At 44.6% G+C, this 26,460-nt stretch carries 19 protein-coding genes and 2 pseudogenes; 4 read left to right on the top strand and 17 right to left on the bottom strand.

What is annotated here, in order from left to right; translation table 11 throughout:
- Positions 1–36: 36 nt before the first annotated feature.
- The 15 genes and pseudogenes from murG to leuO all read right to left on the bottom strand — a co-directional run bounded on the left by murG (position 37) and on the right by leuO (position 18,234).
- Positions 37–1,122, bottom strand: a complete 1,086-nt coding sequence (gene murG / locus IQ209_RS04185) for an undecaprenyldiphospho-muramoylpentapeptide beta-N-acetylglucosaminyltransferase (protein WP_193849266.1) — start codon at positions 1,120–1,122, stop codon at positions 37–39.
- Positions 1,119–2,312, bottom strand: a complete 1,194-nt coding sequence (gene ftsW, locus IQ209_RS04180; RefSeq protein WP_193849264.1) for a cell division protein FtsW — start codon at positions 2,310–2,312, stop codon at positions 1,119–1,121. The genes murG and ftsW overlap by 4 nt, the downstream gene beginning before the upstream one ends.
- A complete protein-coding gene (gene murD / locus IQ209_RS04175; RefSeq protein WP_193849302.1) occupies positions 2,312–3,622 on the bottom strand; it encodes a UDP-N-acetylmuramoyl-L-alanine--D-glutamate ligase in 1,311 nt (436 codons plus the stop codon). Before murD ends, ftsW begins: the two co-directional genes overlap by 1 nt.
- Positions 3,623–3,639: 17 nt before the next feature.
- Positions 3,640–4,722, bottom strand: coding sequence for a phospho-N-acetylmuramoyl-pentapeptide-transferase (mraY, locus tag IQ209_RS04170; RefSeq protein WP_189758527.1), 1,083 nt, complete (start codon positions 4,720–4,722; stop codon positions 3,640–3,642).
- Positions 4,716–6,107, bottom strand: coding sequence for a UDP-N-acetylmuramoyl-tripeptide--D-alanyl-D-alanine ligase (murF, locus tag IQ209_RS04165; protein ID WP_193849262.1), 1,392 nt, complete (start codon positions 6,105–6,107; stop codon positions 4,716–4,718). The genes mraY and murF overlap by 7 nt, the downstream gene beginning before the upstream one ends.
- The gene (gene murE / locus IQ209_RS04160; protein WP_193849260.1) at positions 6,104–7,591 is read right to left on the bottom strand and encodes a UDP-N-acetylmuramoyl-L-alanyl-D-glutamate--2,6-diaminopimelate ligase; all 1,488 of its coding nucleotides are present in this window, start codon (positions 7,589–7,591) and stop codon (positions 6,104–6,106) included. The genes murF and murE overlap by 4 nt, the downstream gene beginning before the upstream one ends.
- Positions 7,578–9,360, bottom strand: a pseudogene (locus IQ209_RS04155) (peptidoglycan glycosyltransferase FtsI). Before IQ209_RS04155 ends, murE begins: the two are co-directional and overlap by 14 nt.
- Before the next feature lie 27 nt (positions 9,361–9,387).
- The gene (ftsL, locus tag IQ209_RS04150) at positions 9,388–9,708 is read right to left on the bottom strand and encodes a cell division protein FtsL (RefSeq protein ID WP_193849258.1); all 321 of its coding nucleotides are present in this window, start codon (positions 9,706–9,708) and stop codon (positions 9,388–9,390) included.
- Positions 9,705–10,649 carry a 16S rRNA (cytosine(1402)-N(4))-methyltransferase RsmH gene (rsmH, locus tag IQ209_RS04145; protein WP_193849256.1) on the bottom strand — a complete coding sequence of 315 codons (945 nt, stop codon included), beginning with the start codon at positions 10,647–10,649 and terminating at the stop codon, positions 9,705–9,707. Before rsmH ends, ftsL begins: the two co-directional genes overlap by 4 nt.
- A gap of 1 nt (position 10,650) precedes the next feature.
- Positions 10,651–11,109, bottom strand: coding sequence for a division/cell wall cluster transcriptional repressor MraZ (mraZ, locus tag IQ209_RS04140; protein WP_189758532.1), 459 nt, complete (start codon positions 11,107–11,109; stop codon positions 10,651–10,653).
- Positions 11,110–11,756: 647 nt separating this feature from the next.
- On the bottom strand, positions 11,757–12,764 hold the full coding sequence (cra, locus tag IQ209_RS04135) for a catabolite repressor/activator (protein WP_193849254.1): 1,008 nt from the start codon (positions 12,762–12,764) through the stop codon (positions 11,757–11,759).
- 88 nt (positions 12,765–12,852) lie between these two features.
- Positions 12,853–13,344 carry an acetolactate synthase small subunit gene (gene ilvN / locus IQ209_RS04130; protein ID WP_193849252.1) on the bottom strand — a complete coding sequence of 164 codons (492 nt, stop codon included), beginning with the start codon at positions 13,342–13,344 and terminating at the stop codon, positions 12,853–12,855.
- A 2-nt stretch (positions 13,345–13,346) separates the two neighbouring features.
- A complete protein-coding gene (gene ilvI / locus IQ209_RS04125) occupies positions 13,347–15,074 on the bottom strand; it encodes an acetolactate synthase 3 large subunit (RefSeq protein WP_193849250.1) in 1,728 nt (575 codons plus the stop codon).
- 198 nt (positions 15,075–15,272) lie between these two features.
- Positions 15,273–17,072, bottom strand: a complete 1,800-nt coding sequence (locus IQ209_RS04120; protein ID WP_370588386.1) for a long-chain fatty acid--CoA ligase — start codon at positions 17,070–17,072, stop codon at positions 15,273–15,275.
- A 214-nt stretch (positions 17,073–17,286) separates the two neighbouring features.
- Entirely contained in the window at positions 17,287–18,234 is a 948-nt protein-coding gene (gene leuO / locus IQ209_RS04115) for a transcriptional regulator LeuO (protein ID WP_193849246.1), read from the bottom strand.
- Positions 18,235–19,044: 810 nt separating this feature from the next.
- On the opposite strand from leuO, the gene leuA reads away from it, so the two are divergent.
- The 4 genes and pseudogenes from leuA to mutH all read left to right on the top strand — a co-directional run bounded on the left by leuA (position 19,045) and on the right by mutH (position 23,239).
- Positions 19,045–20,649 carry a 2-isopropylmalate synthase gene (gene leuA / locus IQ209_RS04105; RefSeq protein WP_193849242.1) on the top strand — a complete coding sequence of 535 codons (1,605 nt, stop codon included), beginning with the start codon at positions 19,045–19,047 and terminating at the stop codon, positions 20,647–20,649.
- Positions 20,650–20,651: 2 nt separating this feature from the next.
- Positions 20,652–21,791: a 3-isopropylmalate dehydrogenase gene (gene leuB, locus IQ209_RS04100; RefSeq protein ID WP_193849240.1), complete on the top strand. Its 1,140-nt coding sequence runs from the start codon at positions 20,652–20,654 to the stop codon at positions 21,789–21,791.
- A gap of 83 nt (positions 21,792–21,874) precedes the next feature.
- Positions 21,875–21,970: pseudogene (locus tag IQ209_RS18700) on the top strand (hypothetical protein); the annotation flags it as partial.
- A 588-nt stretch (positions 21,971–22,558) separates the two neighbouring features.
- Positions 22,559–23,239: a DNA mismatch repair endonuclease MutH gene (gene mutH / locus IQ209_RS04090; RefSeq protein ID WP_193849236.1), complete on the top strand. Its 681-nt coding sequence runs from the start codon at positions 22,559–22,561 to the stop codon at positions 23,237–23,239.
- Between the two features lie 370 nt (positions 23,240–23,609).
- On the opposite strand, the gene IQ209_RS04085 is transcribed toward mutH, so the two are convergent.
- Both IQ209_RS04085 and IQ209_RS04080 read right to left on the bottom strand, forming a co-directional pair.
- Positions 23,610–24,779 (bottom strand): PLP-dependent aspartate aminotransferase family protein, encoded by a 1,170-nt coding sequence (locus tag IQ209_RS04085; RefSeq protein ID WP_193849234.1) that lies wholly within the window; start codon positions 24,777–24,779, stop codon positions 23,610–23,612.
- Between the two features lie 21 nt (positions 24,780–24,800).
- Complete coding sequence (locus tag IQ209_RS04080; RefSeq protein WP_193849232.1) at positions 24,801–26,171, bottom strand: cystathionine beta-synthase; 1,371 nt, start codon at positions 26,169–26,171, stop codon at positions 24,801–24,803.
- Positions 26,172–26,460: the final 289 nt, after the last annotated feature.

The following is a 26,460-nucleotide window of genomic DNA, read 5'->3' as shown; positions in this document are numbered from 1 at the left end:
GTTTTAATCTTCACTCGTTATGTTTACATCACCGTTCTACCTGGAACGGCCTGAATGATTCTCTACAGCATCGTTCAACGCTGCTGCTACACGCTCAGTTGCATTAATGATGGCTACTGAGCGTGCTTTTTCTGCCATTTCCAGCAATTGTGGACGTTGCCACTGAGTTAATAGATCTACGACAGCATCAACTGTAAATTCGGGCTGTTCGAGTATCTTTGCGGCTCCCGCTTTTTCCAAAGGCAAGGCATTCCAATATTGCTGGCGATCTTTATGCTGGAAAGGAACAAAAATCGCCGGTAAACCTGCGGCGGAAACCTCACTGACCGTCAGTGCACCAGAACGGCATACGACAATATCAGCCCACGCATAAGCCTGCGCCATATCATCAATAAATTCAGTTACCTTGAATTCAGATGTGACCGAATTTTCATATTGTTTCTGCGTCTCTTCCCTGGCGCCCTTGCCCGCCTGATGCCATAAAGTGATTTTATCGCCCAAGTGAGCAGCGACTTCTGGCATAGTTTGGTTCAGGACTCTGGCCCCCTGACTACCACCAACAACCAGTACCCGAACAGGGCCTTCACGCCCAGCCAAACGTCGCATTGGTTCTGGCAATGCCAATACATCCTTCCTTACGGGGTTACCAACAATCGGTGCATCGGGGAATGCTCCCGGAAATGCCTGTAAAACTGTTTTGGCAATTTTGGCTAACCAACGATTAGTGAGTCCCGCAATACCATTCTGCTCATGCAGTACAACCGGAATGCCACACAACCATGCCGCTATTCCACCAGGCCCAGAGACATATCCTCCCATGCCCAGCACAACATCTGGCTGATAACGGCGCATAATGGCTTTTGCCTGTCGAATGGCCTTAAAAATTCTAATTGGGGCAGCAAGCAATGCTTTGATCCCCTTGCCCCGCAAGCCTGAAATCTGAATAAATTCGATATCAATGCCATGCTTCGGCACTAAATCAGCTTCCATGCGATCCGCGGTTCCCAACCAGCGAATATCCCACCCCTGCTCTTTTAAATGGTGGGCAACGGCCAGCCCCGGGAACACGTGCCCTCCCGTACCACCAGCCATCACCATCAAACGCCGGTTTTTGCCACTCATTTAGGGCTCCTTACAAACGCCTGTGCTTTTGCCAGACGTACTTCATAATCAATTCGCAATAACAAGACGATGGCCGTTGACATCACTATCAAACTAGAGCCACCGTAACTGACTAAAGGTAATGTTAATCCTTTGGTTGGCAGCATACCTGCCGCCGCGCCAACGTTAATGAACGCCTGAAAGCTGAACCATATGCCGATGGCACAAGCCAAAAAACCAGAAAACCGTTGATTAAGCTGCAATGCCCGATGACCTATCATCATTGCGCGGAAAGCGACGAAGAATACCATTGCCAGCACTAAAACCACACCGAAATAACCCAATTCTTCGGCCAGAATGGAGAAAATAAAGTCAGTATGAGCTTCCGGCAGATATTCGAGTTTTTGGACTGAATTTCCCAGGCCTTGTCCAAAGAAGTCGCCACGACCAAATGCCATTAACGATTGGGTTAACTGATAACCACTGCCAAAAGGATCTTCCCACGGGTCCAGGAAAGAGGTCACCCTGCGTATACGATAAGGTTCAGCAACAATCAGTACGCACACGGCAAATATTCCGCAGCCAATAATGGCAAGGAACTGCCACAATTTCGCGCCTGCCAGAAAAAGCAGTGCCAAAGTTGTCACAAATAACACCACCACTGTCCCCAAATCGGGCTGTGCCAGCAACAATATCGCCAATGCGACCATGACCCCCATTGGTTTGCAAAATCCCCAAAAGTTGTTTCTTACTTCTTCAACTTTTCTAACCAAGTAGCTGGAGAGATAACAAAAGAGTGAGAGTTTCGATAATTCTGCCGGTTGAATACGTAATGGGCCAACCGCCACCCAACGTGATGCCCCATTGACTGAACTCCCAACAAACAGCACCACAACCAGCATCATGATCGTCACTAATAACATGACATTGCTGTAACGCAGCCAGAAGGCCATCGGAATGCGCAGCGTAATAAGGGACAAGAAAAAACACAGTGACAAATAAATGGCATCACGTCGTGCAAAGATAAAGGGATCTTGGGCAAGGCGCTGACCAACTGGCATGGATGCCGACGTTACCATGACAAAGCCAATCACAGCCAACCCTAATATCATCCAGACCAAGGTACGATCATACATAACGGTATCTGTGGCATCGGCCTCCACATTTCCCGCTAACCAAGTTTTAAATTTACCAAGGCCTGGAATGGTCATCAGCCTAACTCCTCTGCCAAACGGGCAAATTCATGACCACGATGTTCAAAGCTGTTGAACTGATCGAAGCTCGCACAAGCAGGTGACAGCAATACCATGTCGCCAGAAACCAGCTTGGGTACAATTTCTCTCATCGCCTGTTCCATTGTTTCCGTCAGTGTTGCAATTTCCGGGCGTAATTGTGTTAGCTGCCCTCCATCACGACCAAAACAGTAAAGGCGAATATGTTCCCCCGATATATAGGGTTTCAGTGGGGTAAAATCTGCCGCTTTTCCATCTCCCCCCAATAAAAGATAGAGTGTCCCTTCCGGCTTCAATCCACTGAGTGCCGCCTGGGTGCTGCCAACATTGGTCGCCTTAGAATCATTCACCCAACGGACACCATTTCTCATGTGAATGACTTGAAAACGGTGTTCTAGTCCGGTGCAGGTACGTAAAGCCTGAAGGCTGGCGGCACGAGGAATGCTTACAGCATCTGCCAACGCTAATGCTGCCAAGCCATTGGTATAGTTATGCTGACCGGCCAACTGCATTTCGCGCGTTGCCAGCACCGGCTGTTGATTGACCGCCAGTTGTTGGTGTTCACTATCAAGCTGATAATCACCACTATCCACACCAAAGCTGATACAACGGCTATCTTTGCCTGTTTCTGGTAGTGTCAGCGTATCCTGTTCATTGACCACACAAGTTTTTGCCTGATTGTAAATGTGTAACTTCGCTGCCCGATACTGTGCCAACCCTTTGGGATAACGAACCATGTGATCTTCGGTTACATTCAGTACCGTCGCTGCCGCTGCTTTCAAGCTATAAGTTGTTTCAAGTTGGAAACTGGACAATTCCAGTACATAGAGCTGATAGGGCTGTTTCAGCAATTCCAGTGCCGGGACACCAATGTTGCCCCCCACACCCACTTGCCACCCCGCTGTTTTCGCCATTTCGCCAACCAGAGTAGTTACGGTGCTTTTGCCATTTGAACCCGTAATGGCAACGATTGGCGCAGTCGCTTCACGACAAAACAGCTCAATATCACCGATAATTTCAACACCCGCATCAGCTGCCGCTTGCAATTCAGGCGTTGCCAGTGCAATACCTGGGCTGGCAACGATTAAATCGGCATCCATCAACCATTGTTTGTTCAGGTTGCCTGTGTGGCATTCGACGCTATCAGGCAGCTTATCGCTGCCCGGAGGCACTATACGGGTATCCAACACACGCGGGATCACGCCACGCGTCATAAAAAAGTCAACGCAGGACAAACCTGTCAGCCCTAACCCAACGATGACGATTTTTTTACCCTTGTATTCCGTCATAAAACGCTCAGTCATGATTAACGTACCTTCAGCGTTGCCAAACCAATCAACACCAGCATCAAAGATATAATCCAAAAGCGCACGATAACGCGTGGCTCTGGCCAGCCTTTCAATTCATAGTGATGGTGAATCGGTGCCATACGGAAAATGCGCTGTCCACGCAGTTTGAATGAGCCAACCTGTAAGATGACCGACAAGGTTTCCACCACAAAAACACCGCCCATGATGATCAACAGGAACTCCTGGCGCAGTAATACGGCAATGGTGCCCAATGCCCCACCCAGAGCCAATGAACCAACATCACCCATAAACACTTGCGCCGGATAAGTGTTAAACCACAAGAAACCCAGCCCTGCACCGACAATCGCAGTACAGACAATCACCAGTTCACCCGCATGGCTCAAATAAGGGATATGCAGGTAGTTCGCAAAATTCACGTTACCTGTTGCCCATGCCACTAAAGCAAAACCTGCTGCAACAAGTACTGTCGGCATAATGGCGAGGCCATCTAGTCCATCAGTCAGGTTCACCGCGTTACTGGTTCCTACAATCACAAAATAAGTCAGCAGAATGTAAAGCAAGCCCAGTTGTGGCATAACCTCTTTGAAGAATGGCACGACTAATTGTGTTGCAGAGGTATCTTTGCCGATGCTGTACATAGCAAACGCAACACCCAGTGCAATAACGGATTGCCAAAAATATTTCCAACGAGCAATTAGCCCCTTAGTATCCTTACGCACCACTTTGCGATAATCATCCACAAACCCCACAACGCCATAACCGACTAAAACAAGCAAGACACACCAGACATAGGGATTATCCAGACGAGCCCACAGCAACACAGAGATTGTAATGGAGAATAAAATCAACAATCCTCCCATTGTCGGTGTCCCACGCTTGCTAAAATGGGACTCAGGACCGTTGTCACGTACAACTTGGCCTATTTGCAATTTTTGCAGATAAGCGATCAAAGTTGGCCCCATCCATAGCGCGATAACCAATGCAGTCAGCAAGCCAACGATGGCTCTGAACGTCAAATAAGAGAAGACGTTAAAGCCTGTGTGATACTTAACCAAATATTCGGCTAGCCAAACTAACATTGGAAGTTCTCCTTCAGTACGTTCACTACCTCTTCCATCGCGGCACTGCGTGAACCTTTAATTAATATGGAAATCATTTCGTGTTGTTCCAATAAAGGAAGCAGCGCTGCAACTAATTCAGCCTTGTTCGCAAAATGCTGCCCCCGACCACTCGTGTCACTAATATGAGCACTGAAAGCCCCAACGCTGAGTACCTTATCTATATTTGTGGATGCCACGGCTTCGCCCACCTCACGATGGCACTCAATCGCCTGCTCCCCCAACTCTCCCATATCACCAACAACCATGACCCGATAACCGGACATCTGCGCTAACACATTCGCCGCAGCAATCATAGAGCCGGGATTCGCGTTATAAGTGTCGTCCAATACTACTTTTCCCTCAGTCAGAGGGATGGGGAATAGACGTCCTGCAACTGCTTTCAATCCCGATAATCCGGTACGAATATCATCCAACGATGCACCCACAGAAATTGCCAGTGCAGTGGCAGCTAACGCATTAGCAATATTGTGTTTGCCCGGCAATGGTAAGGTCAGTTCAACGCTTCCAATTGGGCTATGGAGACAAAAATGCGTTGTCAGCGGCTGTTCTAAAATGTCTGTTGCGTAAAAATCCGCCCCCGTCGTTGATGATGACGATGATGCGGAAAAGCGCCATACTGTTTGCTGTTCGCTAATGCTGTGCTGCCAATTTTCCCAATCATTGCTATCCAGATTGATAATGGCGGTTCCGGTCGGAGCAAGGCCGGCAAAGATTTCACCTTTAGCCTTTGCCACTCCAGCCAAAGAACCAAATCCTGCCAAATGAGCAGAGAAAAGGTTATTGACCAATGCGCTTTCAGGACGTGTCATTTCCGTGGTGTAAGCAATTTCACCGATATGGTTCGCCCCGAGTTCAATCACAGCAAACTGGTGTTCATCAGTCAGTCTGAACAAGGTCAATGGCACGCCAATGTCATTGTTGAAGTTACCTGCGGTATAAAGGGTATTTCCACATTGACGCAAGATCGCGGCGGTCATCTCTTTTACCGACGTTTTACCCGACGAGCCAGTTAAAGCCACAATGCGTGCTTTACTTTGCTGACGAACCCAACCCGCCAGTTTTCCCATCGCCAAACGTGTGTCTTCAACCACAACCTGTGGACAATCAATATCCAGACGACGGCTAACCAATAAAGCGCCAGCGCCCTGCTGTGCTACATCAGCAGCGAAATCGTGGGCGTCAAATTTTTCCCCTTTTAAGGCAATAAACAAACCGCCATGCACGATGTTACGGCTATCAGTTTCCACCGTATAAATTGGCAAAGTTTCCGCTTGCTGCTCGGTAACGCGATGTAACAAGCCATTCGTCAACTGTGCCAATTGCTGTAGGGTCAGAGGGATCATGCAATTACCCCCAACAAACGTGCAACGGTCAGGCGATCTGAGTAATCCAGACGACGATTGCCAACCAGTTGGTAATCTTCATGGCCTTTGCCTGCCACCAGAACAACATCTTCTTCGCTTGCCTGCATAATGGCACTGGTGACGGCCTCAACGCGCCCATGAATCACCATCGCCTGCCCTGGGTCGATGAATCCTTGCAGAATATCAGCCACAATGGCCTGAGGCTCTTCACTGCGAGGGTTATCATCAGTGACAACCACATGATCAGCATCCTGCTCTGCAACTCCTCCCATTAATGGACGTTTGCCTTTGTCACGATCACCTCCACAACCAAATACACACCAAAGTTGCCCCTTACAGTGCAGACGAGCCGCAGACAATGCTTTTTCCAAAGCATCAGGCGTGTGGGCATAATCAACGACAATCGTCGGACGACCGACAGCAGAAAAAACTTCCATACGTCCACAAACAGGACTCAGATAAGACGCTGTCGATAGCAATTTCTCCAAGGAATAGTCCAAGGACAACAAAGTGGTCAGCGCCAGGAGTAAGTTGCTGACATTGAACGCGCCCATCAAAGGGCTATTGAGCGTTCCATTTCCCCAACTGGAAGTAAATGTGATGGATACACCTTTATCGTGATAATGCACTTCACTGGCTGATAGCCAACGCCCTTGCCAATTTTCTGGCAAGTTATTCTCCATTGAGACAGCAACTGCGTCCGGCAGACGGGACAACCACTTTTGCCCAATCACATCATCAGCATTAATGATTTTCTGCTTCACATTATGGCTACTAAACAGTCGCCATTTAGCCTCTTCGTAATTTTCCATATCACCGTGATAATCAAGGTGATCACGGCTTAAATTAGTAAAAATAGCAGCTTGAAATGGCAATGCAGCCACGCGTCCCTGAACCAAACCATGCGAAGAGACTTCCATCGCAACAAAAGTGGCATTTTGATGAGCAACTTGCTGTAAATCAAGCTGAATATCAACCGCAGAGCCAGTCGTATTTTCGCTGGGTACTATCATGCCCAACAAACCATTTCCTACTGTCCCCATCACGGCACTGGTTTCACCAAGCCCCTGGCTCCATTGCGCCAATAATTGGGTTGTTGTTGTTTTCCCGTTGGTGCCAGTCACCCCAACCAATTTCAGTTTATTGCCGGGATGTTGGTAAAACTCACCGGCCAGCTTGGATAATTTACTATTTAAATCGTCCAGATAGATAACAGGCACACCGTGCATTTTCTGCATCGTACCGTTTTCCGCTTTTCCCTTCGCTTCTGCAATCACCGCAGCGACACCTTGAGCGATGGCTTGAGGAATATACTTTCGGCCGTCTGTCTGATGCCCTTGAACCGCAACAAACAGATCTCCGGCAGCCGCCTTACGGCTATCCAATGTCATTTCACGCAGCGGAAGCTCTGGTGTATCAACACCCCAAGGAGCCAATAAATCGCGCAAATTACGATCTGCCACTTTTATCCTCTTTATTGATTAATCACAAATTCGTTTTTATCGCCTACAGGCAATGCATCTGGTTCAACATTCATGGTACGCAGAACACCACTCATGATGGCACCGAAGACAGGCGCTGCAACCGCACCACCATAATATTTACCTGCCTGAGGATCATTGATGATCACAACCAGTGAAAACCGTGGATTACTCACAGGTGCAACCCCAGCGGTATAAGAAATATGTTTATTATTGAGGTATTTGCCATCCGCCCCAACTTTTCTTGCCGTACCCGTTTTAATCGCAATACGATAACCTTTTATTGCCGCTCGTACACCGCCGCCGCCGGGTAATGCAACACTCTCCATCATATGCACGACTGTTCGCATAATGTGTTCAGGAAATACCCGGGTTCCCGGTACAGGGGGATCAACTTTGGTAATTGACAGGGGACGATAAATGCCCAAGCTACCTATCGTTGCATAGACACGCGCTAACTGTAACGGCGTTACCATTAGCCCGTAGCCGAAAGAAAAGGTGGCCCTATCAAGATCTGACCACCGTTGTTTATTAGTTGGAAATAAGCCACTACTTTCTCCGACCAGCCCCAAATTGGTCGGTTTTCCCATCCCAAAGCGTGAATAAACATTTACCACCTCTGAGGCAGGCATCGCTAACGCCAGCTTGGAAACACCAACGTTACTCGACTTCTGTAAGATCCCAGTGATCGTTAACTCAGGGCGTGGTGCCACGTCTCTGATTTCATGACCACGCGAACCATACGTTAATCGGTATGGCCTGGTATCTAGCACCGTATTTTCTTTGACAATGCCACTATTCAATGCACTCATCACTACCAGCGGCTTCACCGTGGAGCCGGGCTCAAAAATATCGGTGATGGCACGGTTCCGCATCGCATCTTTCGGCGTTCCTGCCAAATTATTGGGATTATAAGATGGGCTGTTTGCCATCGCCAAAACTTCGCCAGTATTGACATCAACCAATACGGCTGTACCTGATTCAGCTTTGTTCAGTGCAACCGCTTTCGTCAATTCGCGATACACCAACGTCTGAAGACGCTCATCTATACTGAGCGTCAAATCATGGGCTGCCCGGCTATCGGTAGATGAAATATCCTCAATAACACGCCCTGTACGATCTTTACGAACAGTTCGGCTTCCCGGCATGCCTGTCAGCCAGTTATCAAAGCTCTTTTCAACGCCCTCAATGCCTTTACCATCAATGTTAGTCACCCCAATAATATGTGCTGTCACCTGCCCTGCCGGATAATAACGGCGGGATTCCTGACGTAAATAGATACCGGATAGCTTCAATTTCTCGACATAATCGCCGATAGACGTATTCACTTGGCGAGCAAGGTAGACAAAACGCCCTTTGGGATATTCGCTAATTTTGCTGGTTAATTGTTCAAGAGGGAGAGAAAGAGCATCAGCCAAAGCCTGCCAACGGGTGTCATTTGTGATGCCGCCTTTTTCAAACACTTCTTTGGGATCTGCCCAAACCGCATCAACAGGTACACTCACCGCCAGTGGACGCCCATTGCGATCATTGATCATGCCACGGGCGGTTGGAACAGATTGGATGCGCAGGGAACGTGAATCACCTTCTTTTACCAAACGATCAGGATTGATGATCTGCAAATAGGCAACACGAATCAAAAGCCCGATTAAAGCAACCCCAATGCCTCCACACAGCAAGGCAAAGCGCCAGCTTACAAAACTTGCTTTATCTTCTTGCTTTTTCAACTTTAAAGAGCGTGCAGCTTTCATCGCCCACCTTTTGGTTGTCAACTGGACTCATTGAGTGATCACAATATTCTCTTTACCTGGATCAACGTGTTGCATCTGCAATTTTTCAGTCGCAATTCGTTCAACCCGACTGTGATCACCCAGTGCGTTCTCTTCAAGGAGCAGGTTACGCCACTCAATATCCTGAGCATCAAGCTGGATCACTTGACGCTCTTTTTCCGCAGTCAATAAGCGGGTTTGATGTGTGACCGTCACAACGCTGATAGCTGAAACGACAACGACTACCAGCAAAATTAGTGGGAGTTTGGCATTACGAATTAAATCATTACCAATCACGCCAACTAACCCATGACGTTCACCCGCCATCATTCACCCGCCTTTTCAGCAAACCGCAAAACCGAGCTTCGCGCCCTTGGGTTTGTGGCGACTTCACCCTCTGAGGGTTTCATTTTGCCAATGGATTTCAGACTTCTTCCCCCCAGCATTTTTAACTGCGCTTCCGTGAGAGGTAAACCGACTGGAACCTGTGGCCCCTGACTGTGTTGTCGGATAAAGCGTTTCACTATGCGATCTTCCAACGAATGGAAACTGATGACAGATAATCGCCCTTGTGGTGCCAGAACGCGCAATGCGCCATCTAATGCACGTTCTATCTCTTCCAGTTCACTGTTAATGTAAATCCTGATAGCCTGAAAGCTGCGTGTTGCCGGATGCTTATGTTTTTCTTTAACCGGGCTTGCCTGAGCAATTAACTCTGCCAGCTCACGAGTACGCGTAAGAGGCTGTTCCTGATTGCGTGTCACAATGGCTTTCGAGATGCGTTTAGCAAAACGTTCTTCGCCAAATGTTTTCAACACCCATGCGATGTCATCTGCTTGAGCCTTCATCAACCACTCTGCGGCAGACTGCCCCCGTGTGGTATCCATGCGCATATCCAATGGCCCATCACGCATAAATGAAAAACCACGTTCAGGATCATCCAGCTGTGGGGAAGAAACCCCTAAATCCAGCAATACACCATTAATTTTTCCAACCAGACCTGCATCTTCTACATAAGTTGCCAATTCAGAAAATGGCCCATGAGTAATAGAAAAACGCTTGTCAGTAATGGCCTTTGACGCTTCAATAGCTTGTAGGTCACGATCGATCGCCATCAGACGTCCATTAGGGCCCAATTTCGACAAAATCAGGCGAGAATGTCCCCCGCGCCCAAACGTTCCATCGATATAAATTCCATCTTCGTGAATATTCAATCCATTGACAGCTTCATCCAGCAGTACACTGGTATGCTTAAAATGACTATTTGCCATGTTATAGTGATAAATCCTGTAGCCTTGCTGATAGAGGTTCTTGTGTGGATTGTTCAGCTGCAATATCATCCTGTACCTGTTGATACCAAACTTGTTCATCCCACAATTCAAATTTATTAAATTGCCCAACCAGCATGACCTCTTTTGTTAGCCCTGCGTGCTGACGCAGTGTGCTGGCTAATAAAAGACGTCCTGCACTGTCCATTTGACATTCACTGGCGTGTCCCAATAACAAACGTTGAACACGACGTTCGGCTGGATTCATGCTGGATAAGCGAGATAATTTTTTTTCGATGATTTCCCATTCGGGTAATGTATAAAGCAACAAGCACGGCTGATGGAGATCAATAGTACAAACCATTTGGCCTGTTGATACTTCATTCAGCATTTCTCTATATCGGGCTGGTACAGTGAGCCGCCCTTTGCTATCGAGATTAACCAGTGTTGCTCCACGAAACATACTCAGGTTACCCCTTGATGGCCCAAATCGCCACATTATCCCACAAATCACCACAATTAAGAGTTTACGGATGGTATGAAAACCTTGTCAAGCCAGAGCCCGTGCGCTTTAGCTAGATTTACAGAAAGATTCATAAGAGAAAAAGAAGGATTTTTTAGTTTTGGCTCTATTAATAATAGATAACACTATGATAATTTTGAATAATTTAATAAATCTGTAGAGAGACTTGTTTAGGATGGAATTTAGCCAATTAATTATCACTTAAATTAATTTATGTAACTCATATCTCATTGTTACCCAATTGTTAATCACCATAACCTTATCAATAATAACTATATATTTAAGTTACAATAGTATAAAAAATAATAACATTTTGAAATTTTGTAGTTATCTAAAAATATAAAATGATTATATATCAATCAAATAAAAAAATAATACTCGAATAACAAATAACACACAAAAACAATAACATTTAGTTACAAAATTATTCATCTTGTGAATTTAAATAACATATTATCGATTTTCACGGTCATAAAAAGCTGTTTAGAAGAATTTTAGTAAGAATAATCTCAAAATTACCTCAACAAGCGTATTTTGATGATTTTAGGCAGGTGAACAGCACCCTCATCTTTAATGAGGGTACTCAATTAGGCTTTTCGGCTTAACTTACCGCGACGGCAGAGATGGCGACGCATTCGGGTTATTCCGGGAGTTGGACGCTGCTTTTCATCCAAACTGGCTAATACCAGTTCAAGGGCACGTTCAGCGACATCACGATGGCGTTGTGCCACCGACAATACCGGACATTCAAGGAAATCAAGCAACTCATGATCACCAAATGTAGCAATCACCAATTGACTTGGTAAACGGCCGCTGCGCTTGAGGAGTGTATCCATAACTCCCTGAAGTAACGCAAATGAAGTGGTATACAAGGCCTGGGGAACAGAGTTTGCCTCCAACCATGACGCAAATACTTCAGCCGCAGCTTCACGTTCATAGCTATTGGCATAAAGATAGTTTACTTTCCGTGGATCATGTTCCCATGCTTCGCGGAATCCTTGTTCACGCAAAAAACTGACCGATAATTCAGGCAATGCCCCCAAATAAAGGACAGATTCAGCCGGGAATTGGCGCAACTCCTGTGCCAACATCTTCGCATCTTCGAGATCATCGCCAACCACACTGACAAAGTGTTCGCTGTCCAGAGCTCGGTCAAGTGCGATAATTGGCAATGTGCGGTTTGCCCAGCGTTGGTAGAAAGGATGCTCAGGCGGCAAAGCGGTGGAAACAATGATAGCATCGACCTGACGTTGCAAAAGATGTTCAACACAGCGCATTTCATTATCAGGCTGATCCTCAGAACATGCGATCAATAACTGGTAACCACGCTGCCGTGCCTGACGCTCAAGATAATTGGCAATACGTGTATAGCTGGTATTTTCTAGATCGGGTATGACTAAACCAATTGAACGGGTTCGCCCTGCCCGAAGGCCAGCAGCGACAGCATTAGGATGATAATTATGCTCCCTGACCACTGCCATCACTTTTTCTACTGTCTTATCGCTGACCCGATACTGCTTGGCTTTACCATTGATGACATAACTGGCCGTAGTACGTGAAACACCTGCTAAGCGGGCGATCTCATCCAGTTTCACATTAACCCCTCAGTAAGATGATGAAAAAGCCCTACTTTACAGTAGGGCTCAATGAATATCTGTATTTTAACCCGCAGATTACGATTTTTCATCGCATAATTTTATCTCCGCGCGAGACACCAACGATACCTGATCGCGCGACTTCGATAATCTCTGCCACTTCTCTGACTGAATCAAGAAAAGCGTCCAGTTTTTCACTCGTTCCCACTAATTGGACAGTATAGAGTGTTGAAGTCACATCAACGATCTGCCCGCGAAAAATATCTGTGCTGCGCTTAATCTCTTCCCGTCCATATCCACTGGCTTGTAATTTAACCAGCATGATTTCACGCTCAACATGAGGCCCTGCTGTTAATTCGTTGACTCGCAATACATCCACCAACTTATGCAATTGCTTTTCAATTTGCTCCAATACCTTGGCATCCCCTTTGGTTTGAATGGTCATGCGTGACAATGTGGGATCATCAGTCGGGGCAACAGTCAAACTTTCGATGTTATAACCTCGTTGAGAAAACAAACCAACCACGCGGGATAATGCTCCCGATTCGTTTTCAAGTAATACAGACAAAATCCGGCGCATGATCAGGTCCTCTCTGTTTTGCTTAACCACATTTCATCCATTGCTCCGCCTCGGATCTGCATTGGATAAACATGCTCTGTCTCATCAACGGTAACATCCACGAAAACGAGACGTTGATTTTCAGTCACCTCATGCAGTGCCTGAGTCAATTTAGCCTCCAATTCATCGTAAGTTTGGATGGGAATACCAATATGCCCATAAGCCTCGGCTAATTTGACAAAATCAGGCAGGGATTCCATATAGGATTGAGAATGACGCCCCGCGTATATCATATCCTGCCATTGTTTCACCATACCCAAGAAACGGTTATTCAGATTCAGTACCAGAACAGGCAGACCATATTGCAAGGCAGTAGACAATTCTTGAATATTCATCTGGATACTGCCATCCCCTGTGACACACACTACCGTGGCTTTAGGTTTTGCCAACTTCACGCCAAGCGCAGCAGGCAAACCAAACCCCATCGTTCCTAAACCACCGGAATTGATCCATCGTCTTGGTTTATCAAATGGATAATGCAGAGCGGCAAACATCTGATGCTGACCAACATCTGACGCAATATAGGCTTCCCCTTTGGTTAGACGATAAAGGGTTTCAATAACGGCCTGTGGTTTGATTTTCACTGTCGTGTGATCATAATCAAGGCACTTGCGGCAGCGCCACTGTTCAATGGAAAGCCACCAATCTTTCAGAGCATCAGGATCTTGGGTATCTTCTATGGAATCTAATAATTCCAGCATCTGACCAAGCACTTGTTTAGCATCGCCAACAATAGGGATATCCGCCGTTACCGTTTTAGAAATTGAGGTTGGATCGATATCAATGTGTAATACGGTTGCTTCCGGGCAATATTTTTCCAAATTATTGGTTGTTCGATCGTCAAAACGCACACCTACGGCAAAAATGACATCAGAGTTGTGCATCGCTTTATTCGCTTCAAAAGTTCCGTGCATTCCCAGCATTCCCAGGCTTTGGCGATGCGTTGCAGGAAATGCGCCCAATCCCATCAACGAACTGACGACCGGAATATGGAAATGTTCAGCTAATTTCAGCAATTCCGTTGTACATGTTGAACTTATGGCACCACCACCGACATAAATGACGGGTTTTTTCGCCCCCATCAGCGTTTTCAATGCACGTTTAATTTGTCCCTTGTGCCCCTGAACGGTAGGGTTATAAGAACGCAAGTTAATTTTTTCAGGGTACACATACGGGAATTTCAATGCAGGATTGACGGTATCTTTGGGAAAATCAATAACAACAGGTCCTGGCCGACCACTTGCGGCCAAGTAAAACGCTTTTTTAATGGTATCTGGGATATCTTCTGCTTTTTTTATCAGAAAACTATGCTTCACAATGGGACGGGAAATTCCCACCATATCGCACTCTTGAAAAGCATCATTACCTATCAGAGAACTGGCAACCTGACCAGATAACACGACCATAGGAATTGAATCCATGTATGCCGTTGCAATGCCCGTGACGGCATTGGTTGCCCCTGGCCCGGAGGTGACTAAAACAACCCCGACTTTTCCTGTACAACGCGCATAGCCATCCGCCATATGAACAGCACCCTGTTCATGACGTACTAAAATATGTTCGATTCCCCCAATCGTATGCAGGGCATCGTAAATATCCAGTACCGCCCCGCCCGGATAACCGAACACGTGTTCAACGCCCTGATCGATTAGCGATCTGACAACCATTTCGGCTCCTGACAACATCTCCATCGAGTTTGCCTCCTGGCTCTGTTTGCAAGTTAATCGTCGGAATTTCATAAGATAACGAAAAAGTTACCTCATTTATTCCATTTCTTATTTATTCCATAACGCTAAGTTAACTAACATAACGTTAGATACAAGTGTTAGCAAACATCAATTTACATATTGAAAACATTCGTTGCAGAAGAGCCGAACTTTTGTCTATTGTCAATCCCGATACATAGATTCAATTTCACGCTGATAACGCTGAGAAATAACCTTGCGGCGTAATTTCAATGTCGGTGTTAATTCACCTTTTTCCATTGAAAAGGCTTCCGGCAAAAGAATAAATCGTTTGACTTGATGGAATTTAACAATATTTTTTTGCATTTCCTTTAAGCGCCGTTCAAACAGCCCTACAACCTGATGATTGCGCAACAACTCAAGGCGATCACGATAATGGAGATTGATAGATTTCGCGTATTCTTCCAGCGCTTCATAACTGGGCACGATCAACGCAGAAACGAATTGGCGGGCATCAGCAATGACGGCAATATGTTCAATAAAACGATCTTGCCCTAACACCCCTTCAATCATTTGCGGCGCAATATATTTGCCTGTTGATGTTTTCATCAGATCTTTCAGGCGCTCGGTAATAAACAGATTTCCATTATCGCCCAGCTTTCCGGCATCGCCTGTTCGCAACCAGCCATCTTCCGTAAAGGCATGGACAGTTTCCTCCGGGCGATTGAAGTACCCTTTCATGACAATAGGGCCACGCACCTGGATTTCCCCTTCCGCGCTAATGCGAACATCAACATCAGGTAATGGCGTACCAATTGAGCCTAACAGATAATTTTTCTCTTCCCAGCAAGACACCGTGGCACAAGTTTCTGTCATACCATACCCATATTTGATATCCAGACCAATGGACAGAAAGAAACGAGTAATGGCATCGTCGAGGCGTGCTCCCGCCACGGGCAAGAAACGTACTCGCCCCCCTAAAAGTCCACGGAGCTTATTCAACACCAATTTGTCAGCCAATTGATAACTACAGCGCGTGAATGGGCAACCTTTTTTATTCTTCTGCTGACGCATCCAGTGCTCTTCACCCCGCTTCAAGGCCCAATTAAAAATCATCCTACGCCAAAAAGGTGCCCGGGCAACTTTTTCTAAGATCGCGCTATGCACTTTTTCATAAAAACGGGGAACAGAACACATTACCGTCGGATGCACATCAGACATGGCTTCACGCACAAGATTCGTATCTGTTAAATAGACGTTCAGGGCACCTGTGTGCATGACATAATAACTCCACGCCCGCTCAAAAATATGGGATAGCGGCAGAAAGCAGAGTGATACATCCTGGTTGGTCAATGTTAATCTCCGGTCATGCAGATAGAGCTGTGCCGCCATATTCCGGTAATCCAGCATTACTCCCTTTGGTTCTCCCGTTGTGCCAGAGGTATAGATTAGCGTGAAGAGATCATTCAAATCCTGACCCGCAATACGGCTATTAAGTTCGGCCTGATATTGCGAATAGTCATTGTCAATAAAAGCGGATAAATACAATGCTTGCGGGCATCCTTTCAAGTCGACAGATTCATCCATAACAATAAGATGAGCAAGTTTAGGGCACTGTTCAATCAGTGATATTGCAATGTCATATTGCTCCTGCCCACCAACAAATAACACCTGTACTCCTGCATCATTAAGAATAAATGCAGCCTGATCACCCGTATTAGTCGCGTACAATGGCACTGTCACAGCCCGAAGCTGAAGGATAGCTAAGTCAGCCAATGACCATGCCATACAGTTCTGCGCAAAAATACCCACTTTCCCCTGCACTTCTATTCCCAATGACAATAATGCTTTTGCCACAGATCTCGTTGTACATTCAACCTGTCGCCAATTCATTTCCTGCTGTTCAGATGGAAGCCACTGCCGAAAGGCAATTTTTTCTGGATATTCATTGAATTGTTGCTGCAAGCGATTAACCAAGTGATAGGAGTGCAGAGGATCTGTTATCACAATATATTCCTGTATAAATATTTCATTCAGCGTCTTTAGTAAGTGTATTACCGACTTTTCAGCTTACAGATGTTAGCTATTTGCGCGCAGTCTACCTATTCCTGGTAAAAGGGGGAAGTCCATTTTTGACAGAGCGCTATCCCAGTATGTCACTATCTTGTATACAACATAGGGATAGACTCTGATTTCATCTATTCAGCTTTAACGTGATCTATTCTTGCTCACCAAGATGGCTTAACAGTGATTTCATCCACTGATGGCCTTTATCTCGCTCTGTTGCACCATGCCATATCAAATAACAAGGACGAAAACTTTGACCATCGGGCAAAGAGACTGAACTGATATTTAACTGTTCGGAATAGTGTTCAACCATCCATTTTGGCGCTATGGCCACTAAATAAGTTTGTGAGACGATATTAAGAACGCTATTTAAATCCGTTCCCTGATAAGAAACAGAACGCAATAATTCATTATTTTCATAGTAAGGCTTACTAAATGAATCTATGTTATCCAACGCAACGATGGCATGTCTTTCTTCCTGCAATTGTTGCTGAGTAATTCGCTTACTAATTCTGGGATGATGTTTAGAAACAGCCAAAACCAATTCATCATTAAACAGAGAATAATTATGGAAACCAGGACATTCCAATTGGTTGTAGCTGATAACAAATTCTATTTCCTGATATTTTAATTGCTTTTCAATATCATCATTAATTTGTGTTTTAATGACAACTTCAATATTAGAATCATGTTTTTTTAGCTGTCCAACAATTTGAGCAGCTAAACGAATATCCAGAGGACTACAGATAGAGAGATGAAATACTCTTGTACTCTTGTTGGGATCAAATCCCACGCCAGGCAGTTCATTATGGACAATTTGCAGTGCCTGTCTGAGTGGCCCAAAAAGCTGTTTTGCTCTCGCCGTTGGTTGAATACCCCGGCCATAACGAACAAATAATTCATCACCAAACATTGTCTTCAAACGCGCTACTGCATTACTGACAGCAGGTTGTGACATTCCCAATGCCTGAGCTGCACGTGTAATATTCTGCATTTGCATTACAGTATCAAAAACAGTCAGTAAGTTAAGATCCACACCACGCAATTGAATATCGCATGATTCTTTTTTTTCTGTTGTTATTGAGTTGTGTTTTGTCATTATTTCACTCCACTAAACTTATAGCAGTGTTCTCATTAAATATGAAAATTAATAAGATCAATTACCCCAATTTATTAGAAAATATACTGGGATTCGTTCTTGTACAAAAAAAATAAAATAAGCATAACCAATACATTTTTATCTACGTAACCGTAATATTTTTATAGGTATGAACATTAATGTGTTATATATGAATGGCAATAAATCAACTTACACTAATGATTTGTATCACAAACAATTAGCCAACAATGAAATTCCAATCTATCAAAATATAATTTATCAATATTCCATATGGTTATGACGTCTTAACCTAAAACACTGTGGTTAACATCCATCTATCCTTGTTCCTTATCCATCAGAGCAGGATTTTACTCCATATATAGATATGAAAAATAGATAAAAACATCGCTAAAAATGTAAAAAATAGTCACTAAGCTCAACAATGACTCAATAAACAACCAGAAATGTGCACAATCCACGCTAAATTCATACTTAATACTGCTTGACATTACTTTTTAGATAAAGTATCTATAAAATACATTGGCAATTAAAACTCAGTTAACAAATTTACAAAGGTTAGCTCACATGATTCACCCTATTCTTCTACTAAGCCTACTAATTATCGCCTTTAATAATGCGCGTGGTATGTTGGTGGGTGAAAAACAGAGATAAGTTAACCTACATCAGACACAAAAAACCCGCGCCATGCGCGGGTTTTTTTTACCTGCCGGCGCTCAGAAATAAAACCCAGTTACAGAACTAAGTTATCTAACTAAATTAACGAGTTAGTCTATTTAACAGGAGCACAACATGAGCCAGCAAGTTATTATTTTCGATACTACGTTACGTGATGGAGAACAGGCATTACAGGCCAGTCTGAGTGTGAAAGAGAAACTGCAAATCGCTTATGCACTGGAAAGATTGGGGGTTGATGTTATTGAAGCCGGTTTTCCAGTTTCTTCTCCGGGAGATTTTGAATCCGTCCAAACCATCGCCCGTGAAATCAAAAATAGCCGTATCTGTGCCTTATCCCGCTGTGTTGACAAAGATATCGATGTCGCCGCTGAAGCCCTGAAAGTCGCGGAAGCCTTCCGCCTGCATATGGTACTCGCTACCTCAAATTTGCATGTCGAGCATAAATTAAAAAGAACCTTTGATGATGTTGTGGAGATGGCGGTTCGCTCTATCAAACGGGCACGTAACTACACCGATGATGTTGAATTTTCCTGCGAAGATGCAGGTCGTACAGATATCGATAATTTGTGCAAAATTGTCGAGCAAGCCATCAAAGCGGGTGCAACCACTGTCAACATTCCAGACACAGTGGGTTACACAACACCTTACCAATTTGGCGGTATTATACGCACATTATTTAATCGCGTACCCAATATTGATAAAGCGATTATTTCAGTCCACTGCCACGACGATTTAGGCATGTCCGTCGCTAATTCCATTACAGCCATCCAGGAAGGTGCTCGTCAAATAGAAGGCACGATTAATGGATTGGGAGAACGTGCAGGTAACTGCTCGCTGGAAGAAGTGATTATGACGATCAAAACGCGCCAGCAAATGTTGGGAGTCCATACCAATATTAACCATCAAGAAATTTACCGTACCAGTCAGTTAGTTAGCCAAATTAGCAATACACCGATCCCCGCTCATAAAGCCGTAGTTGGCAGTAATGCGTTTTCCCATTCATCCGGCATTCATCAGGATGGGGTGCTGAAAAATCGTGAAACTTACGAAATCATGACACCAGAATCCATCGGCCTGAAAGATACCCAGTTGAACCTGACCTCACGTTCTGGACGTGCCGCAGTGAAACATCGTATGACAGAAATGGGCTATCAAGAGAGTGACTACAATTTGGATGCGCTGTATCAAGCATTCTTGAAATTGGCCGATAAAAAAGGACAGGTGTTTGATTACGATTTAGAAGCCTTAGTGTTTATCAATCAACAACAGCAAGAACATGAACATTTCCGTCTGGACTATTTCAGTATCCAGTCAGGCTCCAATGCAATACCTACTGCAACCGTTAGCTTGGCCTGCGGTGATGAAATCAAATCTGAAGCCTCGACGGGCAATGGTACGGTTGATGCCATCTATCAGGCCATCAACCGCATTACGGGTTACCCTCTGGAATTAATTTCCTATCAATTATCCGGTAAGGGACATGGTAAAGATGCGCTTGGTCAGGTTGATATTATCGTGGAATGTTTTGGTCGCCGTTTCCACGGAATGGGTTTGGAAACTGACATTATTGAATCCTCTGCCAAAGCTATGGTCCATGTTCTGAACAATATCTGGCAGGCAGAGCAAGTCGAAAAAGAGAAGCAACGCCTCTCCCAAAGCAGTAACCAAGACAGCAATATTCACAACAATCACCAGAACAACAAAAAGGAAACTGCATAATCATGACCTCAAGCCAGTCTATTTCAAATAACGCGACTCCGGGCAAGCAAGAAACCAAGCATTGTCACATTGCTGTTTTGCCTGGTGATGGCATTGGCCCTGAAGTTATGAAGCAAGCCTACAAAGTGTTAAATGCCATCCGTCATCGTTTTAATATCCGTATCACAACCAGCGAATATGATGTGGGGGGGATTGCTATTGATCGTCATGGCACGCCATTACCTCAAGAAACGATAGCTGGCTGTGAAAAAGCTGACGCGATCCTATTTGGCTCCGTAGGTGGTCCAAAATGGGAACATCTGCCGCCCGCTGAACAGCCAGAACGAGGGGCATTATTGCCATTGAGAAAGTATTTTAAACTATTCAGTAACTTACGCCCAGCACGCTTATATACAGGCTTAGAATCATTCTGTCCCCTTCGCCATGATATCGCCGCCAAAGGTTTTGATATTTTATGTGTTCGTGAACTGACAGGCGGAATTTATTTTGGACAACCCAAGGGGCGCGAAGGTGAAGGAAAATATGAGCGTGCTTTTGACACGGAGATTTATCATCGTTTCGAGATAGAACGGATAGCGCGTATTGCATTTGAATCTGCGCGCAAGCGCCGCTATAAAGTCACTTCGATTGATAAAGCGAATGTGTTGCAAAGCTCCGTGTTATGGCGTGAAGTCGTTGGCAAAATCGCCAAAGATTATCCTGATGTTGCAATCGAACATATGTATATTGATAACGCCACTATGCAGCTTATTAAAAATCCCGCTCAATTTGACGTTCTATTATGCTCCAATATTTTTGGCGATATTTTATCCGATGAGTGCGCGATGATTACGGGTTCAATGGGAATGTTACCTTCTGCCAGCCTGAATGAAAAAGATTTTGGCTTATATGAACCTGCTGGCGGTTCAGCCCCTGACATTGCAGGTAAAAATATCGCTAACCCAATTGCCCAAATATTATCCACAGCACTGCTGCTACGTTACAGCTTTGGACACCTTGACGCCGCTGATGCCATTGAACGGGCAATCAACCACGCTTTGGAACAAGGTTATCGTACCGCAGATCTCGCAGGCAATGACAAAGCGGTTGGCACCGATGAAATGGGTGATATCATTGCACGCTATATCACCGAAGAAGTTTAGGAAAATCTAACCAAAGAGAAATATAGGCATTGAAAAAGGCCAGTAAGATAGCTTACTGGCTGGTAAAAATACCATCACTCAAAAAAATCAGAGGTAAACGCAGCATAGCAGAAGTAAAAATGAATACTTTTGGCTGGTTTGATTTTAAATCTGCGCGAATTACGCCTCCAGAGGGTTAATTCACAGGAAAAGCTAAAGTTATAAACATTTATTATCTGGTCAGAACTATTTTATTCACTTTTTCTGTGGATATGTATGTGAAAAAGAGCGGGGTAAGACGGGTATACTTTTATTACATATTTTTACATTCTCTATAAGCGCAAATAAATACTCATTGTTTTTCATTATGTTAATACATTTTATACCCCTTTTAACGTTACATATCACTGATGAAAATTTTTGGCCTTCCTCGTGCTGAGCAAATATTAGTCATCGGTGAATTTATCCACAGGATATGCCTTTTAGTTAAACAAAAATCGCCTATTTTTGTAGAAAACATCATTCATTAGCGCTGTAAATCAAACCAGTGATCTCACTTTTTATCACTTATCCCATAAAACTGTGGATAACATGGTGTAAGATCCTGTTTATTATCACTGGGAATAGGTGAACAATCATAATGAGTCTATTTTTAATGCAGCAAACAACAATGAAAAGATCTTGTAGATCATGCTATTATCAAAATGATCTTGTTAACGATAAATTAATAATGATTTCCCAAAATTAACATGAACACTTTTTAACCAGAAAAAAATATACTCAATAACATGTACTTTACGCCCCCAACACCGCCTGAAAACGAACAACAACTCTTCAATCGAGCCCATTCTCTGGCTGGCTTATCTATGGGTGAACTTGCTGCATTGGCCAGGCTCTCTATTCCCCCCAATTTAAAACGTGATAAAGGTTGGGTTGGTATGCTACTTGAATACTATTTAGGGGCAAATGCGGGCAGTAAGCCTGAACAAGATTTTGAACATATCGGTGTCGAGTTGAAAACTATCCCTGTGGATAGCAAAGGTTATCCATTAGAAACAACCTTTGTCTGTGTTGCGCCTTTAACAGGTAATAGCGGCATTACCTGGGAAAACTGCTACGTCAGGCGTAAATTATCCCGCGTCCTGTGGATACCCGTTGAGGGAGAAAGAAGTATTCCATTATCTGAACGCCGTGTAGGTACTCCATTGCTTTGGAGCCCGAATGTGATTGAAGAAGAGTTGCTGCGACACGATTGGGAAGAACTGATGGATCTTATTGTATTAGGAAAAGTCGAAAGCATTACTGCCCGTCATGGTGAAGTGCTGCAATTACGCCCCAAGGCCGCCAATAGCCGAGCATTGACCGAAGCGATAGGTGAATATGGCCAGCCAATTATGACGTTGCCCAGAGGTTTTTATTTGAAAAAAAATTTTACAGCACCATTATTGGCTCGCCATTTTTTCTGGTAATCCTTAATTGACAGCCCCCCCTGAATACGCTATTTGTCTTTCAGTTTAAAATCAAACTTAGAATTTCCCCCTATTGACATGCAGACCTCATTGAGACTCAAGGGATATTTTCACTAAAGGAATTTTTTCATCCCTAATCCCTTCCGCATATTGAAATCAGATTGGTATATACCTTTTTATTTCCCAAATTGCCACCTTATTAACTGTACTGTACCTTGAAATCTATTGAGTCGATTCCCATTGTGGAATGATAAAATAAACCCAAAAATACTTTAATAAAAATGCCAAACGAAAAATATCGCCTGGCATCATTATTCTCTGGTTATCTTAATTTTTTTGATTAAACTAGCTTTCTTGTTTTATTTTCTTGTTACAAACTCGCATTTTCAAATGCCTGAGACAAATCCGTTATCAAATCATCTGCATTTTCAATACCGACAGAAATCCGGATCAATTGCGGGGTAATTCCGGCAGCCAGACGTTTCTCCAACGGAATGGAAGCATGGGTCATAGAAAATGGCTGACCAATCAAACTCTCCACACCGCCTAAACTTTCCGCCAATGTAAACAGTTGCAGCGCCTTAATGACTCGACGCACATAATCTTCATCCCCTTTCAGTACGATGGAAATCATGCCACCAAAACCTCGCATCTGACGCTTTGCCAATTCATGCTGAGGATGAGAAGCAAGGCCAGGATAATACACTTTCTCAACTTGTGGCTGCTGCTCAAGCCAATATGCAATTTTCCCTGCGCTGTCAATATGGCGCTCCATACGCAGTGCCAATGTCCGAATACCACGCAGGACAAGGAAACTACTGAACGGATCAAGAATGCCGCCGATGGAATTTTGCAAAAAGGCGACTTGCTCGGCCAATTCTGCGTTATTTCCCACCACCGCAAGGCCAGCGACAACATCAGAATGACCATTCAGGTACTTAGTTGCAGAATGCACAACAATATCAAAACCCAAATCAAGCGGACGCTGAATATAAGGGGAAGCAAAAGTGTTATCTGCCACGCTGATAATATTATGCCGCCTGGCAATCTGTGCAATCGCCGCTAAATCAGCCAATTTCAAGAGTGGGTTAGTGGGCGTTTCCACCCAAATCATTTTAGTGTCGGGCTGAATTGCCGCTTCCAATGCCGCAGTATCCCCTGCCTCAATATAAGTCACTCTCAGACCCGCCGTCCGACGGCGCACTTTTTCCAACAATCGGTAAGTCCCACCATAGAGGTCATCTACCGCAATAATGTGGCTGTCTTTATCAAGTAGCTCCAGAATGGTCGAACTGGCTGCCAGACCAGAACCGAAAGCATAACCACGTGTACCATTTTCCAATTCAGCAATCGCACGCTCTAAGGCATCACGTGTCGGGTTCCCACTACGGGAATATTCATATCCCGTATGCTGACCCGGTGCAGGCTGAGCATAAGTTGATGTGGCATAGATTGCGGGCATGACAGCCCCCGTGTGATCAGGTATATAACCTGCATGAACGCTTTGTGTATCAAATTTAATCTTAGCAAACTTAGCCATTAATTTATTCCTGAAAAGAGATCAATTGAGTTGTTGACGCCATGCGTTCAATACATCGGTACGAGTAACAAGCCCCAGGAAATGATTGTTATCATCAACAATCAGGGCCACATGACCAGCATCAAAGGTGGCAATTAACTGCGCCAATGACGCTTTTTTATTAAGCGTATGAACCTGAGTAGTCATCGCTTCAATAACAGGCAACGAAAAATGATGTGAATTGGCCTGAATGGTATGCATGAGATCCCACTCATCAATAAGTCCGACGACTTGATCGTTCTCGATAACAGGTAACTGTGAAATGTCATACAGACGCATACGGCTATAAGCAATCTGCAAGGTATCTTGCGGGGAAACTGAAACCGTCGCACCATCCTGATAACGATAGGTAATATAATCGCTCAAATTATTTTCTTGAGGTTGTGAACGCAGCCCTTGCTCCAATAACCAGTAATCATTAAACATCTTCGACAAATATTTGTTACCGCTGTCACAAGCTAACGTCACTACGCGTTTCGGCGTTGTCTGGGCACGACAATAACGTAACGCCGCCGCTAACAATGTCCCTGAAGAAGAGCCAGCCAAGATCCCTTCTGTCAATAGTAAATCGCGGGCGCAGGCAAACGCTTCTGCATCAGTAATGCGATAAGCATGGTGAACCTGAGAAAAATCCCCAAGCGGAGGGACAAAATCTTCTCCGATACCTTCCACAAACCAACTGCCAGCTTCGTCATAGTGACCATGCTCAACATAATCGGCAAGAATAGAACCTTTAGGATCTGCGAGGATAAATTCCGTGTGAGGGGAAACTTCCTTAAAATACTGGCTCAAGCCCCCCAGAGTCCCGCCAGAACCGACACCGACTACCACAGCATCGACATTCTGCTCCATCTGCTGCCAAATCTCCGGTCCCGTGGTAGCAAGATGCGCGGCTGAGTTCGCAGGATTATTGAATTGATCAATATAATAAGCTCCGCTGATTTCTTTCGACAGGCGCTGGGCATAGTCCTGATAATAGTCTGGATGCCCTTTTCCGACATCAGAGCGTGTCAGGCGAACATCGGTTCCCAGCGCCCGCAGGTGATAAATTTTTTCACGGCTCATCTTATCAGGTACAACTAAAATCAGTTTATAGCCCTTCATGGCGGCAACCAACGCCAACCCAATCCCCGTATTACCTGCCGTGGCTTCAATGATGGTGCCTCCTGGCTTCAACAACCCCTGTTCTTCCGCCTGCTCAATCATTGAAAGTGCAACACGATCTTTAATTGAACCGCCAGGATTCTGATTCTCTAACTTAATGAATAGCTGGCATGGGCCTGTATCCAGGTGAGTCAATTCCAATAGCGGTGTATTCCCTATAAGTTCAAGAACCGAACGTGGTGCTGCCATATTTGCCTCTTGATAATCGGTAAAATTTGCAAACAAAACTTTCAGATAAGGAAAGAATAACGCTGCATGGTAATCAATTTGAAAGAACAAATGAAAACTACATATAACAAAAGGGAATTAATTAATTCGATATTGATAAATTAAAATATCTCTACAAATCATTATTTTTTATCATTTAATAATAAATAAATCCTAATGACAGGAACTTTATAGAAATACGCTCCTCACAATAATAATTTCATTGCAATCTAAACAAGACATCAATCAATCTCTATATACCAATCTAACT

This window comes from Xenorhabdus sp. BG5 (assembly GCF_015163665.1).
Taxonomy (GTDB): Bacteria; Pseudomonadota; Gammaproteobacteria; order Enterobacterales; family Enterobacteriaceae; genus Xenorhabdus.
This window is presented reverse-complemented; position numbering and strand designations above follow the sequence as displayed.

Bases quoted from the DNA above. Each gene is read 5' to 3' on its own strand.
- ftsL (WP_193849258.1), bottom strand. From the start codon at position 9,708: ATGATGGCGGGTGAACGTCATGGGTTAGTTGGCGTGATTGGTAATGAT.
- ilvN (WP_193849252.1), bottom strand. From the start codon at position 13,344: ATGCGCCGGATTTTGTCTGTATTACTTGAAAACGAATCGGGAGCATTA.
- leuA (WP_193849242.1), top strand. From the start codon at position 19,045: ATGAGCCAGCAAGTTATTATTTTCGATACTACGTTACGTGATGGAGAA.
- leuB (WP_193849240.1), top strand. From the start codon at position 20,652: ATGACCTCAAGCCAGTCTATTTCAAATAACGCGACTCCGGGCAAGCAA.
- murF (WP_193849262.1), bottom strand. From the start codon at position 6,107: ATGATCCCTCTGACCCTACAGCAATTGGCACAGTTGACGAATGGCTTG.
- IQ209_RS04085 (WP_193849234.1), bottom strand. From the start codon at position 24,779: ATGGCTAAGTTTGCTAAGATTAAATTTGATACACAAAGCGTTCATGCA.
- mutH (WP_193849236.1), top strand. From the start codon at position 22,559: ATGTACTTTACGCCCCCAACACCGCCTGAAAACGAACAACAACTCTTC.
- murD (WP_193849302.1), bottom strand. From the start codon at position 3,622: ATGACGGAATACAAGGGTAAAAAAATCGTCATCGTTGGGTTAGGGCTG.
- mraY (WP_189758527.1), bottom strand. From the start codon at position 4,722: ATGTTAGTTTGGCTAGCCGAATATTTGGTTAAGTATCACACAGGCTTT.
- murG (WP_193849266.1), bottom strand. From the start codon at position 1,122: ATGAGTGGCAAAAACCGGCGTTTGATGGTGATGGCTGGTGGTACGGGA.
- mraZ (WP_189758532.1), bottom strand. From the start codon at position 11,109: ATGTTTCGTGGAGCAACACTGGTTAATCTCGATAGCAAAGGGCGGCTC.
- leuO (WP_193849246.1), bottom strand. From the start codon at position 18,234: ATGACAAAACACAACTCAATAACAACAGAAAAAAAAGAATCATGCGAT.
- IQ209_RS04080 (WP_193849232.1), bottom strand. From the start codon at position 26,171: ATGGCAGCACCACGTTCGGTTCTTGAACTTATAGGGAATACACCGCTA.
- ftsW (WP_193849264.1), bottom strand. From the start codon at position 2,312: ATGACCATTCCAGGCCTTGGTAAATTTAAAACTTGGTTAGCGGGAAAT.
- ilvI (WP_193849250.1), bottom strand. From the start codon at position 15,074: ATGGAGATGTTGTCAGGAGCCGAAATGGTTGTCAGATCGCTAATCGAT.
- rsmH (WP_193849256.1), bottom strand. From the start codon at position 10,649: ATGGCAAATAGTCATTTTAAGCATACCAGTGTACTGCTGGATGAAGCT.